The sequence below is a fragment of the Staphylococcus sp. GDX8P114P-2 genome, from assembly GCF_017892945.1.
GTDB classification, from domain to species: Bacteria; Bacillota; Bacilli; order Staphylococcales; family Staphylococcaceae; genus Staphylococcus; species Staphylococcus arlettae.
In genome coordinates this window covers 169,362-183,794 of the sequence record NZ_JAESMB010000016.1, presented here as the reverse complement: position 1 = coordinate 183,794, position 14,433 = coordinate 169,362, and the positions used below count along the sequence as shown (strand labels likewise).

Below are 14,433 nucleotides of genomic sequence, written 5' to 3'. Positions count from 1 at the left end.
GTATTGTGACAACACCGTGTATCGTTTGTTACTGAACAGTTCCTAAATGTGATGTTTTATCTAAAAAATATAACTGATGCCTGCATGGTAATCCACTTTAGCTATTATTTTTGTGATACCAAATGGACTATGAATTAAATAAATAGTATCGGCAGTGATTTATGCCGACTCCTGCGGGAATAGCGCTAGCTGAAGACTACAGGCTAAGGCAGGGCCCGCGGAAAGCGTGCATAAAAAAACTGCCAACAAAGTTGGAAACTTTATCGACAGTCTGAAACTACTGTTTTAAAATTTAAACGGTAGTCAATTTTTCTATCACCATAAATCGCGATCACTTGTTGTAATATATTTCGCACCATTACTTACTGCTTGTTCTACTTCAGATACTTCTTTAATTAATCCCCCAGCAATTACTTTTGTGTCAGTTTCTTCATCTATAGCTCGAATTGCTTTGCTAGCTATTCCTGGCAATACTTCAACAAAATCTGGTTCGACACGTTTAATTAATTCTATGCTACGCGTTAAAGCATGGCTATCAATAATAAATACTCTTAGCACTGTTGTTGTATTTAATGCCTTGGCTTTTTTTATTACTTTTGTTTTTGTGGAGATAATTCCAGCAGGTTGGTAGTTTTGAATAATATATTCACATGCGAATTCATCATGACTCATACCTTTTATTAAATCAATATGAATAAATGTTTTCATTTGATGTTTATTTAACAAGTCCATAATACTTTTTACGTGTCCTACATGTGTGTCTAACAACACACATTCATTATAATCTGTCTCAATAAGTTTTTCTAAATCTTTCATTGTGCGGATTGCAGGTAGTATATGTGGCTTCATTTGTCTCTCCTCCTACATAATACGTTTAAATAATCGTTCTAATTCATAATTCGAAAAGTTAATGATAATGGGACGTCCATGTGGACACGTAAAAGGATCTTCTGCATCACGTAATTGGTCGACTAAATCTGCCATCTCATTATGTTTTAAAAAATGATTGGCTTTAATAGATTTTTTGCAACTCATCATAATGGCTGCTTCTTCTCTAATTTTATTAATATTTACTTTTTTATGTTCCAACACATATTCTATCATATCTTTAATGATTTCTTCTGCTTCTAATTTTGGAAACCACACTGGATAACTATCAACAATATAATCATGTCCACCGAATGGTTCAAGTTGAACACCAACTTTAGCTAATTCTTCTTTATATTGCTCTATAATCATTAATTCATCCTTAGAAAAATGAAAAGTTAAAGGAATTAATAAATTTTGAACTTCATTCGATACATGACCTATTTTTTCCCTAAAGTATTCATACTTAATTCTTTCTTGAGCAGCATGTTGATCGATCATATACATACCATCTTCATTTTGAGCGATAATATACGTACCGTGCACTTGACCTACAATTTCCATATAGGGTACTCGACGTGATGGTGTTTGTGAACGTTGGTCTTTAATATCAGATGCTGTAACTTCATTGTCAACGTTAACAATTGGTACATCATCCTCATCTGTTAAGTTAGATAGTACCTCGCGTTGTTTTGCCTTATAATCTGCGTCAGTCTCCTCTTGTTGCGCTGTATCTGGAATCGATGTTGAGGAAGACTGATTAGTGTAACCCGATTCTGATTGATCTTTTACTTGGCTCGATGGTTCATTAGATGACGGATAGTTTGACGTTGCCTCAGTAGATGCTTGATGATCGTTGTACTGTTGACGTTGTTCAAAGTCAATTTTTTGCTGTTCAAATTGGTCAAGCACTTTATTTTTTTTATTTACTTTATCCAAATCATTATGTGGGATAAGGATTTTATCGTGAAATGCTTCTCTTATTTTTTCGACAATTAATTTATACAGTTGTTCTTCTTTTGATAATCTAACTTCTAATTTTGTCGGATGAACATTAACATCTACTAATATTGGGTCCATTTCAATATTTAAATAACAAATAGGATAACGACCAATAGTTAATAATGTATGATAGCCTTCTAAAATTGCTTTATTTAACACAAAATTGCGTATATAACGTCCGTTAATAAATATTGAAATATAATGCTTATTACTACGAGAATGTTCTGGTTTAGCGACAAACCCTTCTAAATGATAGTCACTAGTATCTCCTTGTATATGTACCAAATCTTTTGCTACTTTCATACCGTAGATTTCAGCCATTACTTCGTTCGTACGACCAGAGCCATTTGTCTTAATAATTTCTTTGCCATCAGCAGTCAAAGTAAATCGAATATTAGGATGACTCATAGCCATTCTATTAACGATATCTGTTATTTTACCTAATTCTGTATATAGACTTTTAATGTACTTTAGTCTAGCTGGCGTATTATAAAATAAGCTTTCCACCAATATATCTGTACCTTGTTTTGCTTTTGCAGGTTTTTGTTGTAAAATCGCACCATTTTCAACATAAACTTCATGACCTTCAAGATTATCTGTACAACTTTTCAAAGTCACTTTTGCAACGGATGAAATACTAGCTAATGCTTCCCCACGAAAACCTAATGTTCTAATATGAAATAAATCATCATCGTCATCTAGTTTACTCGTAGCGTGTCTATGAAAGACTAAAGCTAAATCATCTTCACTAATTCCCATTCCGTTATCAACCACTCTGATAGAAGATACGCCAGATTGTTCAACTGCAATATTTATTTCTGTTGCTTGCGCATCTATCGCATTTTCTAACAATTCTTTCACTACTGAACCTGGTCGTTCTACTACCTCACCCGCAGCAATTTTATTTGCTAAAGAGGTTTGTAACTCTTTTATTTTTCCCATCTTTCCACCTCTATTTCAATTGATTTTGTAATTCATTCAACTTAACCAATGCATCAATAGGTGTCATATTAGATAAATTCAACTGTTTAATGGCTATTTCTACTTCACTTTCTGTTTGTGGTACATCAAATAAATCAAAAGTAGCTTGTTCAAACTGATCATCTCGATCTGAGTTATGACTATCATCAGTAACATTATTTTCATCAGTTGTCGTTGCTGCTGCATTATCGTAAGCGATAGTTGGTCCTGTTACTGTATCATGTTGTTCAAAAGCATTTAATATAACTTGAGCACGTTCTATAACCGCTTCAGGTAAATGGGCTAATTGTGCTACTTGTATGCCGTAACTATCATCAACTGCACCATCTTTTACTTTGTGCAAGAAGATTAATTCACCATTATATTCATTTGCAGCTACATGCACATTTTTTAAACATTTTAATGTTTGATCTAATGTAGTTAATTCATGATAATGCGTTGAAAATAATGTTTTAGCATGAGAAGTATGCGCCACATACTCTATCATAGATTGCGCTAATGCAAGACCATCATATGTGGAAGTACCTCGACCTATTTCATCAAAAATAATTAAGCTATCTGCTGTTGCATTTGCTAACGCTTTTTGTGCTTCTAACATCTCCACCATAAATGTACTCTTACCGGATACTAAATCATCTGCGGCACCAATACGTGTAAAAATTTGATCAAATATCGGTAACACAGCACTACTACACGGCACATAAGCTCCCATTTGAGCCATGATACTAATTATTGCTACTTGACGCATATACGTAGATTTACCTGACATGTTAGGGCCTGTAATTAAATAAATAAATGTATCTCGATCTAATGTACAATCATTAGGTACATAATCATTATAATCCATTACACGTTCCACGACAGGATGTCTAGAATCATTAAGTTGCAAAGTTTTATCTTCACTAAAAGTAGGACGGACATAATTGTATTTTTGTGCAATTTCTGCAAAGCTTTGTAAACAATCTAGTTCTGAAATAATTTTAGCTTGTTGTTGCAGTTGCGCAGTGTAAGATTTTACATGTTCACGAATCTGCGTAAATAATTCATATTCCAAGTCAACAGCTTTATCTTCCGCACCTAAAATAATATCTTCTTTTTCTTTTAATTCATCAGTGATAAAGCGTTCTGCATTGGAAAGCGTTTGTTTTCTATTGTATCCATACTGTTCAGGATCAAAGCCTTGTAAATTAGCACGTGTAATCTCAATGTAATAGCCAAACACTTTATTATAACTAATTTTCAGTGACTTAATTCCTGTGCGTTGTCGTTCTTTAGCTTGAAGCTCTGCTAACCATGTTTTACCATTTTGAGAGGCTTCTAAATATTCATCTAATTGTGAGTTGAATCCTTGTTTAAATAACCCACCATCTTTAACTGAAATAGGTGGTTCATCTAATAGACTTTGTTCTAACAACTGTAACAAATCATCTAATGGTTCTAATTTGAGAAATTGTTCACTCATTTGATTATCAAAAGAGTTCAATAACGTTTTTATATTCGGAATTTCCATAATCGAATGCTTCAATTGAATCAAATCTCTCGCATTGACATTGCCATAGCTTACACGTCCAACTAAACGTTCGATATCGTACACTTGGTTTAAATAGCCACGCAGTGTATCTCGTTCGATAAAATGACTTAAGAACTGTTCAACAGTGTTTAAACGTTGTTCTATTTGTTGATGATTTATTAACGGTCTATCTATCCATTGCTTTAATCGTCTCGCACCCATAGGTGTTTTCGTTTCATCCATAAGCCAGAGTAACGTACCTTTTTTAGATTTTAATCTAATACTTTCAGTTAATTCTAAATTTCGCTTCGCGTAAAAATCCATTTTCATAAAGTTAATAGCTTCATAAGTTACTACTGTCTCAATATGAGATAAGTCTCTTTTTTGTGTATGACGGATGTAGTCTAGTAACAACTGCGTTGTATAATACATAGTGTGATGTTGCAATTGATTTACGTTATACATCATATCAGTAATTGTATCTACGACTGTAATTGTTTCCGTAGTTAAGCTAATTTGTCTTTTTAAACTATCACTTATTGGCTTATGAACTACTATTTCATTAGGATTAACTGTCGTAATTTCATTGATTAATGTCGCTTCATCTGTAAAATGTGTAACTTTTAGTTCACCTGTTGAAACATCACAATAACTAAGTGCAAAATTCGTTTCATCTTCAATAAAACTTAGTATATAATTATTTTGAGTGTCATCCACACCACCGTGCTCCATTACTGTACCTGGAGTCACTACTCTGACAACTTCTCTTTTTACCATACCTTTGGTCAATTTAGCATCTTCCATTTGTTCACAAATCGCCACTTTATAGCCATTATTAATTAATGTTTCAATATAACTATCGGCAGAATGATAAGGCACACCACACATAGGTATCGGATTTTCTTTTTTGGCGTCACGTTTAGTTAATGTAATTTCCAATACACGAGATGCTTCTTTTGCATCTTCAAAAAACATTTCATAAAAATCACCTAGTCTAAAAAATAATAGACAATCTTGATATTGCGCTTTAATTTTCAAATATTGTTGCATCATTGGAGTTTCATTAGCCATGTTATTTTTTCACAATCCTTTATTCAGTCTTCTATGTTTACATTTATCACGTATTTTATATGTTAAGTGGAATTGTAGCCACACCTTTTAATATTTAACTCTTAAATTTTAACATAAATAAACAAGCAAGCCCATTTTAACAAAACCGTGTTCACCTAAGTTAAATTACTAAAATATGAAAAAAACGAAGGTCACACGACATACATTGATTACACTTTCAATACATTAAATTTAAAGTGTGATTCCAATATATGTATATGAACTCCGTTTAGTTTCATGTTCTATAAAAATCGTTGTAAAATTCCTTTTTTCTTCAACATCATTAAAATGATATAACTAATTATGGCACCAATCATACTTGATACAATAAAAGCAATCATTAAGGGTTTAATAGCAAAATGTTGTAAACCTACAATCCAAGCAAGTGGGATACATATTAAACTACCGATAATTCCTGTACCTATTACTTCACCAATAGCTGACATAAAGATATGTTTACGGTAAATGTAAAATACACTAGCTAATAAGACACCAATCATACTACCTGGAAAAGCAAACACACTGCCTGTACCAAAAATCATACGTAAAGTAGATGAAATAACTGCCTGAGCTAGGCCAAACCATGGTCCAACGAAAACAGCACATAATACATTAATTAAATGTTGTATTGGTGCAGCTTTCACTGGCCCTAACGGGATAATTATTACACTACTTAGCACAACATTGATGGCAATCAACATTGCTGTAATAGTTAATTTTTTTGTATTCAACTGTGTTCACCCTTTCCATGATGTTACTTATTACTTTTGGTTGTTAGTTGAATCATTTAATTGGTTCAACTCATCTTCCATCGTGCTAATCATCATTTGCAATAAATCATTTGCATCATATTGCAATGAACGAAATTCTTCAACTATCGGCATAGTATTAATAATTGATTCAATGTCACTAATTTTATCTTCAGATTGTTTTAATGCATTCATTTTACCATAGTTATGCAAATTCACTGATTGCTTTTGGTTTTTCTTTAATTCTTGCATTTTTGATTCGATTTGATCATTTTGATGAATTTGGCGTTCCACCTGTTGATAGTCTTTAACTGTGTCTAAATCTTGAATTTGTTGGACAATGAAATCCGTTTCGGTTAATATTTGCTCTTTATTATACACTATGGCATCACCACTGTTTTTTGAGTTTGTTGTACAAACGTACCATTCAATGAGTATTGTTTCGCTTCGTCAATTTTTACATCTACAATTTTACCAATCATTGATTTGGGTGCTTTAAAGTTAACTAATTTGTTTTTATCAGTATAACCTGATAAAACAGTATCATCTCTTTTACTTGTACCTTCGCATAATACTTGAACTATTTCACCTTCGTATTTACTCATAGCACGTTCTGAGTAATATGACACTTTTTTATTCAATGCTTGTAAACGTGCTTTTTTCACATCTTGTGGTACATTATCTTTCATTTTAGCTGCCGGAGTACCATCTCTTTGAGAGTATATATACGTATAAGCATGTTCAAATTCAACTTCATCATATAACGACAATGTTTCTTTGAATTGTGCTTCAGTTTCATTCGGATAACCTACAATAATATCTGTTGTTAAAGCGATATCTGGAATCGCTGTTTTAATTTTATTCACTAATTCTAGATAGCTTTCGCGTGTATATTTACGTCCCATTATTTTCAATACTGCATCATTACCAGATTGTACTGGTAAATGAATATGTGGAACAATATTTCCACCTTTAGCAATAATATCAATCATGCGATCTGTAAAATCCCATGGGTGACTAGTCGTAAATCGGACACGAGGTATATCAATTTTAGAAATATCTTCTAATAAATCTCCAAGACCATAGTCAATTCCTTCGATATCTTTGCCATAAGAGTTAACATTTTGACCTAATAATGTGATTTCTTGATAGCCTTCTCTAGCTAAGCCTCTCACTTCTTCAATTATATCTTCTGGTCGTCTACTGCGTTCTTTACCACGAGTAAAAGGTACAATACAGTAAGTACAGAATTTATCACATCCATACATAATATTAACCCAAGCTTTAATATTACCTGCACGTACTTTAGGCAAGTTTTCTACTACATCGCCTTCTTTTGACCACACTTCAACAACCATAGCTTTTGATAAATATGCCTCTTCTAAAATGGCAGGTAAACGATGAATATTATGTGTGCCAAAAATCATATCAACATTTTGATAAGATTTTAAAATTTTATTTACTACAGATTCCTCTTGAGACATACAGCCACATACACCTATTAAGGCATCTGGGCGTTCTCGTTTTAAATGTTTAAGGTTACCTATTTCACTAAATACTTTATTTTCCGCATTTTCACGTATCGCACAAGTATTTATTAATATAACATCAGCTGTATTGATATCATCTGTTGCTTGATAACCTAAGGCACTTAAAATTCCAGCCATAACTTCTGTATCGTGTGCATTCATCTGACAACCATATGTTTTGATTAAAAAGGTACGTCCTAACCCCATATTTCTATATTTTTCTTCAATTTTAAAATCGTCGTTATATTGTACTGATTGCTTACCACGTTTTTTAGCTTCTTTTAAACTTGGTGGCTGATAAACATGTTCAAAATATTTACTATAATCTTTCGTTTCTTTCTCTGCTTTCTTATCGCGCTCATCTAAAATGTTTATAGATGATTGCTTTCTTTGCTCTTCATTCACTTAAAAAACCCTTTCTGTAGCCAAAGTGTTTATGAGTTTGTTTAGTGAAATATTACTAGGTGCTATAACACCGTTATAACACCTAAATCGTTTATAATATAGTTAATTATAATTTCACATATTGACTTGTGCCTAAAAGTAGTCTACGCCCACATTTGTTACAATTAGCGCACTTCATTAACGTTAAAACTCAATACACTTTATACATGCCCTTAATCATTCTTTTATTATATTAAATGTCGTCCACTTATGCAAAATGAATTATCAGCTACTCATTTATACATTAATTGTACACTGCGCGTATTTGTCTATTACTCACTAAAGTAAAATGCTTATCTTTACTTGCTGTTTAAACTTCATCATATTTTCCTGTTAACGTCTCAATCGTAATGCCCTCTGGTGCATGATAAAATTTCACTTGACTTATAATACTAGGAACTTCTAATTCTACCATACGATCATTCAGTTTTTGCAATAATATTAAGCATTCATTCATATCCCCTTGCACTGTCGTATCAAGTGGTCCAACTCTATAATCAAGTCCTGAATCGTCTATGACTTTTATTGCTTCATCAACATATGGGATAACATCTTCTCCATTTGGCGTTTTTGGTATAATTTGAACACTCATTAACGTATCATCCATATCATTAACCCCTCTCAAAACAGTAATATTCTTCTCCAGTGTACCAAATAAGCAGATTGAGTAATAGCGCAAAACTCCTTTATTTTAGCAAGCCGTACTATGCTTACTTACAGTTCTATATTGACATAAATATTTCATTTTACACTAATATTATTTATTACTGGTTTCAATAGCTTTGATGATAGCATCTGCAAATGCATACATATGGTGATTCCAATTATCTCTACTTTCACGATGTTTTCTATTAAACTTATAATCTTTAAAAAAACTTTGTCTTAATGCTGTAGTTAATTCTAATTGCACTCCAGCATTTTGCTGTGTGTAATTAATAATATTATCATCATGTTTACCCGATAGATGGTCAGGCGCTTTAGCTACTTTAAAGTTAGCTTTAGTTAACAACTGCTCAATTGAAGCCATAAGTGATTTGTCTTTACCACCAATATACACAATTGATTCATCACCTATACAACCATGAATTGCTACTGCTTGATACACTTTCGATACCATAACTTGCATAGTGGATTGATCGTAATGGCGAGAGGTGACATGTAATTCGACATTTTTTTGTCGTCGTAATCCTTTAAAAGTACAAAAACTATAATGTCCTTTTTCTGCAATTAAATCACATACTTCTGTAGTTCCCGGTTCGATACCGCCACCGTGAATAGCTGCAATTAACACCGCTGATTTCACATCACGTGTTATGATGTCCCAATCCTTATTTTTAGTAGTTGCATTTTCTAATTCAGTCATTGTGCGAAATGTATCCATTAAAGATACCCCCTTAGCAATAATAGACCGAATTAACACAATCGATATATTGCTTTATTCATATTGATAAACTTCAACTAGTGCCTGTGCGATTTGATACATAAACGGTGCCCAGTTATCTTTATTCACTCTATCTTGCTCTTTAAACTGACGATTCTTAAACAATGCTTTTCTAAATGCAACAGTTAATTCCAATTGGATCCCTTGCTGGCGTTTACTTTGATTAACAAAGTTATCAGCATGCTTTCCCGCTATTGGCGATGGCGCATCTTTAACAACCACACCCTGAGCCGTTAATTTAGATTTAATTCGCTCAATATAAGTGCTATCTTTACCGCCAATATATATTTCTGGTTTGTCACCCATACACCCATGAATGGATAAAGCATGCTCCTTTTCTCTCACCATAGATAGTAATAATGGATCATCAAAATGATTCGCAGTCACGTGTAGTTCATGGTTTTTATTAGGGCGTATAGCATTAAAACTATAATAATCATAACCACCTAGTTGTGCAATCAATTGTGCAATTTCGCTCGTTCCTCTTTCAATTGCACCACCGTGTATAGCAGCTACAAGTACGTGACTGTCTCTATTTATAGTCTCAATTTCCCAATCTTCTTGAGCACTTGTTTGCTGAAATAGTTCAGTCATTGATGTATATTTATCTACCATAACTTGTGCTCCTTATATGTAATGTTTATTTGATTATACGAAATTTATTTCACATTAAAAAGAAGGAACGCAACTACAAAATCAATTTAATCGCGTTGATTTCATAGGTCGTTCCTATATTAGTAATATTTTAATTCATGTCATCACTATTCATTTATCTTTAGTAGCGATATTATACACAAATTTACTTGGGCATTTTTAAATAGTAAAATTCATCAATTATTATTCTTAGACAAATTGCTCAATTAATTCATTGAATTGTGTTTCATCAATGTGAATATCTTTTTTAGCTAGTGACGTCTCACCTAGCTCGTCAATTTGCGATTCATAAGAAGGTGTTTCACTATCTTGATATACGATTCCTTTAACTAAAGATTCGTAAGCTAAAATATTACGCATTGCATTTTGCTTATCTGTAGCATCATAATCTTCGATATCTTCTATGCTCGTTAAATTTTCTTTAAACCAGTCATACGTATTAACTTTATTATATGTCACACATGGAGAAAACACATTGACAAAAGAAAATCCATCGTGGTTAATTGCATCTTCTATCATCTTCGTTAAACCTTTAATATCACTAGAAAATCCTTGTGCTACAAACGTCGCTCCAGAAGAGATAGCTAGCTCTAAAGGAGCTACATTTTGTTCAATATTACCTTTAGGTGTAGATTTAGTAATAAAACCAGGAGCGGATGATGGCGATGTTTGTCCTTTAGTCAAACCATAAATCTGGTTGTCCATAACTATATATGTCATATTCATATTTCGACGTAATGCATGTATTGTATGACCCATACCGATAGCATAACCATCACCATCGCCGCCAGATGCAATTACAGTCAAATCTTTATTTGCCATTTTCACGCCTTGTGCTAATGGTAATGAACGACCATGCACGCCATGTACACCGTATGCATTGATATAGCCTGATAAACGTCCAGAACAACCAATACCAGTAATAACTGCAACTTCCTCAGGTTCTAAACCAACATTTGCTGCTGCTTTTTGAATCGCAGCTTGCACTGAGAAATCTCCACATCCTGGACACCAATTGGGCTTCACATTGTTTCTAAAATCTTTAAATGTTGCCACTTAAACCAGCTCCTTTATTTCTTTAGCCACTGCTAAACCTTTTTCTTCTATTTCATGAGGTAAAAATGGTGTACCGTCATATTTAGTCTGGTTTACCAATTTATTACCTATATTCACATTCATTTTAATAATATTTGCTAACTGTCCTTGATAGTTGTGCTCAGCAATTATTACTTTTGATGCTTTATTTACTGCTTGCTGCACAAGTTCATTTGGGAAAGGATGTAATTGTCTGATTTGTAAATGATTTACTTTTATACCTTGCTGTTCTAAACGTTCTTTACCTTCAGCAATTGACCCTTTAGTTGATATAAATCCAATATATAAAATATCTGCTTCATCATGTTGTTCATCTATATCAACTGGATTATTAATGAGTAAATGTTGTGTTTTACGCATACGTTTTTCCATTTGTTGTTGTCTGTTATTAGCTGCTTCACTCGTTTTACCTTCTTCGTTATGCTCAACTCCAGTGACATGATGTATACCACCTTTCAAACCAGGAATCGGTCTAGGTGAAATACCACTTTCTGTTAAAGCATAGCGTTTAAAGTAGAGTTTATCATCTTCATCGCGTTCAATATCAGACTGTAATAAAGCGCCACGTTTAATTTCAATTTTATTATAATCTAAATGTTTTACTGTTTGTTTTCCTAATGATAATTGTAAATCACTTAAAACAATAACAGGACATTGATATTCCTCAGCTAAGTTAAATGCTTCAATAGTTAAATAGAAAGCATCTTCAGCGTCAGTAGGCGCAACAACAATCTTTGGTATATCTCCATGAGTACCATAAATCATTTGCATTAAGTCTGATTGTTCTTGCTTTGTCGGCAATCCTGTAGATGGACCACCACGTTGTGTATTAATAACCACAAATGGTGTTTCGGTCATACCTGACAATCCAATAGCTTCCATCATCAATGATAATCCCGGTCCGGCACTTGCTGTAAATGCACGCACTCCAGCATAATTGGAGCCAATTGCCATGTTAGCTGCAGCAATTTCATCTTCTGTTTGTACTACAGTTCCACCAACTTTTGGTAAATTGGCAATCATATACTCCATAATTTCTGATGCTGGTGTAATTGGATAAGCAGCCATAAATCTTGATCCTGCAGATAAAGCGCCTAAACCAATCGCATCATTACCAATCATATATAAATGCGGTTGCTCCGCAGTATCTGTTAATTCAAAATCACCAATTAATGTACTTTGTTGTTCTTGCATCAGGCGATAGCCTTCTTGCAATGCTTGAATATTCATTTCAACTACTTTATCGCCTTTTTTGCTAAACATGTTTGTAATTAAAGTTTCTATGACAGTAGTATCAATATTCATAATTGAACATGTAGCACCAATTGCTACCATATTTTTCATTAATGCAGTACCAAGTTCTTTCGCTGTTGCAGTAAATGGTAAATCTATGAGTTGCGCTCGACAATCTTCTGGTTTTTCTGGTTTAGCTTTACTGTCAGCTATAATAATGCTATCTTCTCTCATTTCATGATGATTGACTTCAATTGTTTCTTGGTCAAATGCAATGAGTAAATCTAAATCATCGCTAATAGCATGTACTGGTGTTGTTGATACTCGAATTTTATTATTTGTGTGACCGCCTTTAATACGACTTGAAAAATGACGATAGCCGTAGAGATAATATCCTTTACGATTCATAGCAGTGGCAAAAATTTCTCCTGTTGATTCAATTCCTTCGCCTTGCTGACCGCCCACTTTCCATGATATTTGTGATCTCATATCATCTTGCCTCCTAGTGGAAAAATAGTTCATATTTAATAATACCAAAAGAAACCACTCTATTACTATGTATAGAATGGTAGTTATTTAAATTCATACTAATGGACGATAGTTAGTTAAAGGGATGATCGTCGTTGATTAACACACGCTCTATGTGCTTTGTACGTCCATTTTTATCTATATCTATTACTACACCTGATAACACGCTTCTACCATCATCTGGCAAGACGTGACGTTGTGGCAAACTTGTAATAAAACGAGTAATAACTTCATCTCTATTTATACCTAATATTCCATCATAATACCCTGTCATACCGACATCGGTAATATAACCCGTACCTTGAGGTAAAATTCTTTCGTCTGCAGTTTGTATGTGTGTATGTGTACCTACTACCGCACTAACTCGACCATCTAAATACCAACCCATAGCATTTTTTTCTGATGTTGTTTCAGCATGAAAATCTACAAAAATATAATCGGTAACTGCTTGAGCTTCTTTTATTAAGGCATCAGCTTTTTTAAATGGATCATCAATGTCCTGCATAAAGGCACGACCTTGTAAATTTATAATAGCTAATTTAATATCATTAATTTGAATAAAACGCATACCTACACCTGGTGCTTCATCAGGAAAGTTAGCTGGTCGGACCATTCTATTCGCTTCTTCTATAAAGTCATAAATTTGACGTTGACCATAAGTATGGTTTCCCATTGTTACAAAGTCTACACCTTCACGAAGCAATTGTTTATAAATCTTTTCAGTCAGACCTTTACCGTGTGCGGCATTTTCACCATTTACGATAGTTACAGTCGGTCTATATGTTTGTTTCAGTTTTGGTAAATATGTTGTTATGGCTTCACGTCCAATTTTGCCAACTATATCTCCAATAAATAATATTCTCATTACAAGTTCATCCTCTCATATTGTTAGTTTAATGTATATTAAACATATTGAAAAGGATTATAATTAAAATGATATAGTTAAATTTAGTTTTAAAATTTGGCTAAGTGGTATTTATATAAGTAGAGTATTGAAAACAAATATATAGGAGTTGTAAGTTATACATGTCAATTAACATTGATCCAGAAAAGTTTGCAAATTTAGTAGTTTCAGCCAATCCATCGAAAAGTGAGGATGCAGAAGACATTGCAAAAGACAGTCTTGAATTATATATCAATGCATATCGTTTAGCTGAAAGGTACGCTAATCTTTCTACAAATTGTTACGATACGGCAGAAGTAATCCAAGAAGTTAAAATTACTGATCTGGAATTAAGTTAGTATCCATATACTTTTTAGTACAATTTAGAAAGCATATTGATATTAATA

At 33.2% G+C, this 14,433-nt stretch carries 13 protein-coding genes; 1 reads left to right on the top strand and 12 read right to left on the bottom strand.

All coding sequences use genetic code 11. The features are described 5' to 3' along the window. Positions 1–315: 315 nt before the first annotated feature. The 12 genes from KA845_RS09470 to KA845_RS09415 form a co-directional block, all read right to left on the bottom strand. On the bottom strand, positions 316–849 hold the full coding sequence (locus tag KA845_RS09470) for a glycerol-3-phosphate responsive antiterminator (RefSeq protein ID WP_002511025.1): 534 nt from the start codon (positions 847–849) through the stop codon (positions 316–318). A 12-nt stretch (positions 850–861) separates the two neighbouring features. Then, the gene (gene mutL, locus KA845_RS09465; RefSeq protein WP_210128011.1) at positions 862–2,811 is read right to left on the bottom strand and encodes a DNA mismatch repair endonuclease MutL; all 1,950 of its coding nucleotides are present in this window, start codon (positions 2,809–2,811) and stop codon (positions 862–864) included. Positions 2,812–2,821: 10 nt separating this feature from the next. Further along, entirely contained in the window at positions 2,822–5,431 is a 2,610-nt protein-coding gene (gene mutS, locus KA845_RS09460; protein ID WP_210128009.1) for a DNA mismatch repair protein MutS, read from the bottom strand. A 281-nt stretch (positions 5,432–5,712) separates the two neighbouring features. Next, a complete protein-coding gene (gene thiW / locus KA845_RS09455) occupies positions 5,713–6,201 on the bottom strand; it encodes an energy coupling factor transporter S component ThiW (RefSeq protein ID WP_002511022.1) in 489 nt (162 codons plus the stop codon). 30 nt (positions 6,202–6,231) lie between these two features. Continuing rightward, on the bottom strand, positions 6,232–6,600 hold the full coding sequence (locus KA845_RS09450) for a YlbF family regulator (protein ID WP_021458841.1): 369 nt from the start codon (positions 6,598–6,600) through the stop codon (positions 6,232–6,234). Beyond that, positions 6,600–8,153 carry a tRNA (N6-isopentenyl adenosine(37)-C2)-methylthiotransferase MiaB gene (miaB, locus tag KA845_RS09445; RefSeq protein WP_210128007.1) on the bottom strand — a complete coding sequence of 518 codons (1,554 nt, stop codon included), beginning with the start codon at positions 8,151–8,153 and terminating at the stop codon, positions 6,600–6,602. The genes KA845_RS09450 and miaB overlap by 1 nt, the downstream gene beginning before the upstream one ends. Before the next feature lie 349 nt (positions 8,154–8,502). Then, on the bottom strand, positions 8,503–8,799 hold the full coding sequence (locus KA845_RS09440; protein WP_002511018.1) for a thiamine-binding protein: 297 nt from the start codon (positions 8,797–8,799) through the stop codon (positions 8,503–8,505). A 150-nt stretch (positions 8,800–8,949) separates the two neighbouring features. Then, entirely contained in the window at positions 8,950–9,573 is a 624-nt protein-coding gene (locus tag KA845_RS09435; protein ID WP_210128005.1) for a poly-gamma-glutamate hydrolase family protein, read from the bottom strand. 54 nt (positions 9,574–9,627) lie between these two features. Then, positions 9,628–10,248 (bottom strand): poly-gamma-glutamate hydrolase family protein, encoded by a 621-nt coding sequence (locus tag KA845_RS09430; protein WP_002511016.1) that lies wholly within the window; start codon positions 10,246–10,248, stop codon positions 9,628–9,630. Positions 10,249–10,476: 228 nt separating this feature from the next. Continuing rightward, positions 10,477–11,343, bottom strand: a complete 867-nt coding sequence (locus KA845_RS09425) for a 2-oxoacid:ferredoxin oxidoreductase subunit beta (RefSeq protein WP_002511015.1) — start codon at positions 11,341–11,343, stop codon at positions 10,477–10,479. Continuing rightward, on the bottom strand, positions 11,344–13,104 hold the full coding sequence (locus tag KA845_RS09420) for a 2-oxoacid:acceptor oxidoreductase subunit alpha (RefSeq protein WP_021458844.1): 1,761 nt from the start codon (positions 13,102–13,104) through the stop codon (positions 11,344–11,346). 112 nt (positions 13,105–13,216) lie between these two features. Beyond that, on the bottom strand, positions 13,217–14,008 hold the full coding sequence (locus tag KA845_RS09415) for a TIGR00282 family metallophosphoesterase (protein ID WP_002511014.1): 792 nt from the start codon (positions 14,006–14,008) through the stop codon (positions 13,217–13,219). Positions 14,009–14,169: 161 nt separating this feature from the next. Here KA845_RS09415 and KA845_RS09410 point away from each other — a divergent pair, with 161 nt between their 5' ends. Beyond that, on the top strand, positions 14,170–14,385 hold the full coding sequence (locus tag KA845_RS09410; RefSeq protein WP_107380317.1) for a hypothetical protein: 216 nt from the start codon (positions 14,170–14,172) through the stop codon (positions 14,383–14,385). The last annotated feature ends 48 nt before the right edge of the window (positions 14,386–14,433 follow it).

Excerpts from the sequence above, each read along its gene's own strand:
- KA845_RS09470 (WP_002511025.1), bottom strand. The coding sequence starts at position 849 with ATGAAGCCACATATACTACCTGCAATCCGCACAATGAAAGATTTAGAA.
- mutL (WP_210128011.1), bottom strand. The coding sequence starts at position 2,811 with ATGGGAAAAATAAAAGAGTTACAAACCTCTTTAGCAAATAAAATTGCT.
- mutS (WP_210128009.1), bottom strand. The coding sequence starts at position 5,431 with ATGGCTAATGAAACTCCAATGATGCAACAATATTTGAAAATTAAAGCG.
- KA845_RS09440 (WP_002511018.1), bottom strand. The coding sequence starts at position 8,799 with ATGGATGATACGTTAATGAGTGTTCAAATTATACCAAAAACGCCAAAT.
- KA845_RS09435 (WP_210128005.1), bottom strand. The coding sequence starts at position 9,573 with ATGGATACATTTCGCACAATGACTGAATTAGAAAATGCAACTACTAAA.
- KA845_RS09430 (WP_002511016.1), bottom strand. The coding sequence starts at position 10,248 with ATGGTAGATAAATATACATCAATGACTGAACTATTTCAGCAAACAAGT.
- KA845_RS09420 (WP_021458844.1), bottom strand. The coding sequence starts at position 13,104 with ATGAGATCACAAATATCATGGAAAGTGGGCGGTCAGCAAGGCGAAGGA.
- KA845_RS09415 (WP_002511014.1), bottom strand. The coding sequence starts at position 14,008 with ATGAGAATATTATTTATTGGAGATATAGTTGGCAAAATTGGACGTGAA.
- KA845_RS09410 (WP_107380317.1), top strand. The coding sequence starts at position 14,170 with ATGTCAATTAACATTGATCCAGAAAAGTTTGCAAATTTAGTAGTTTCA.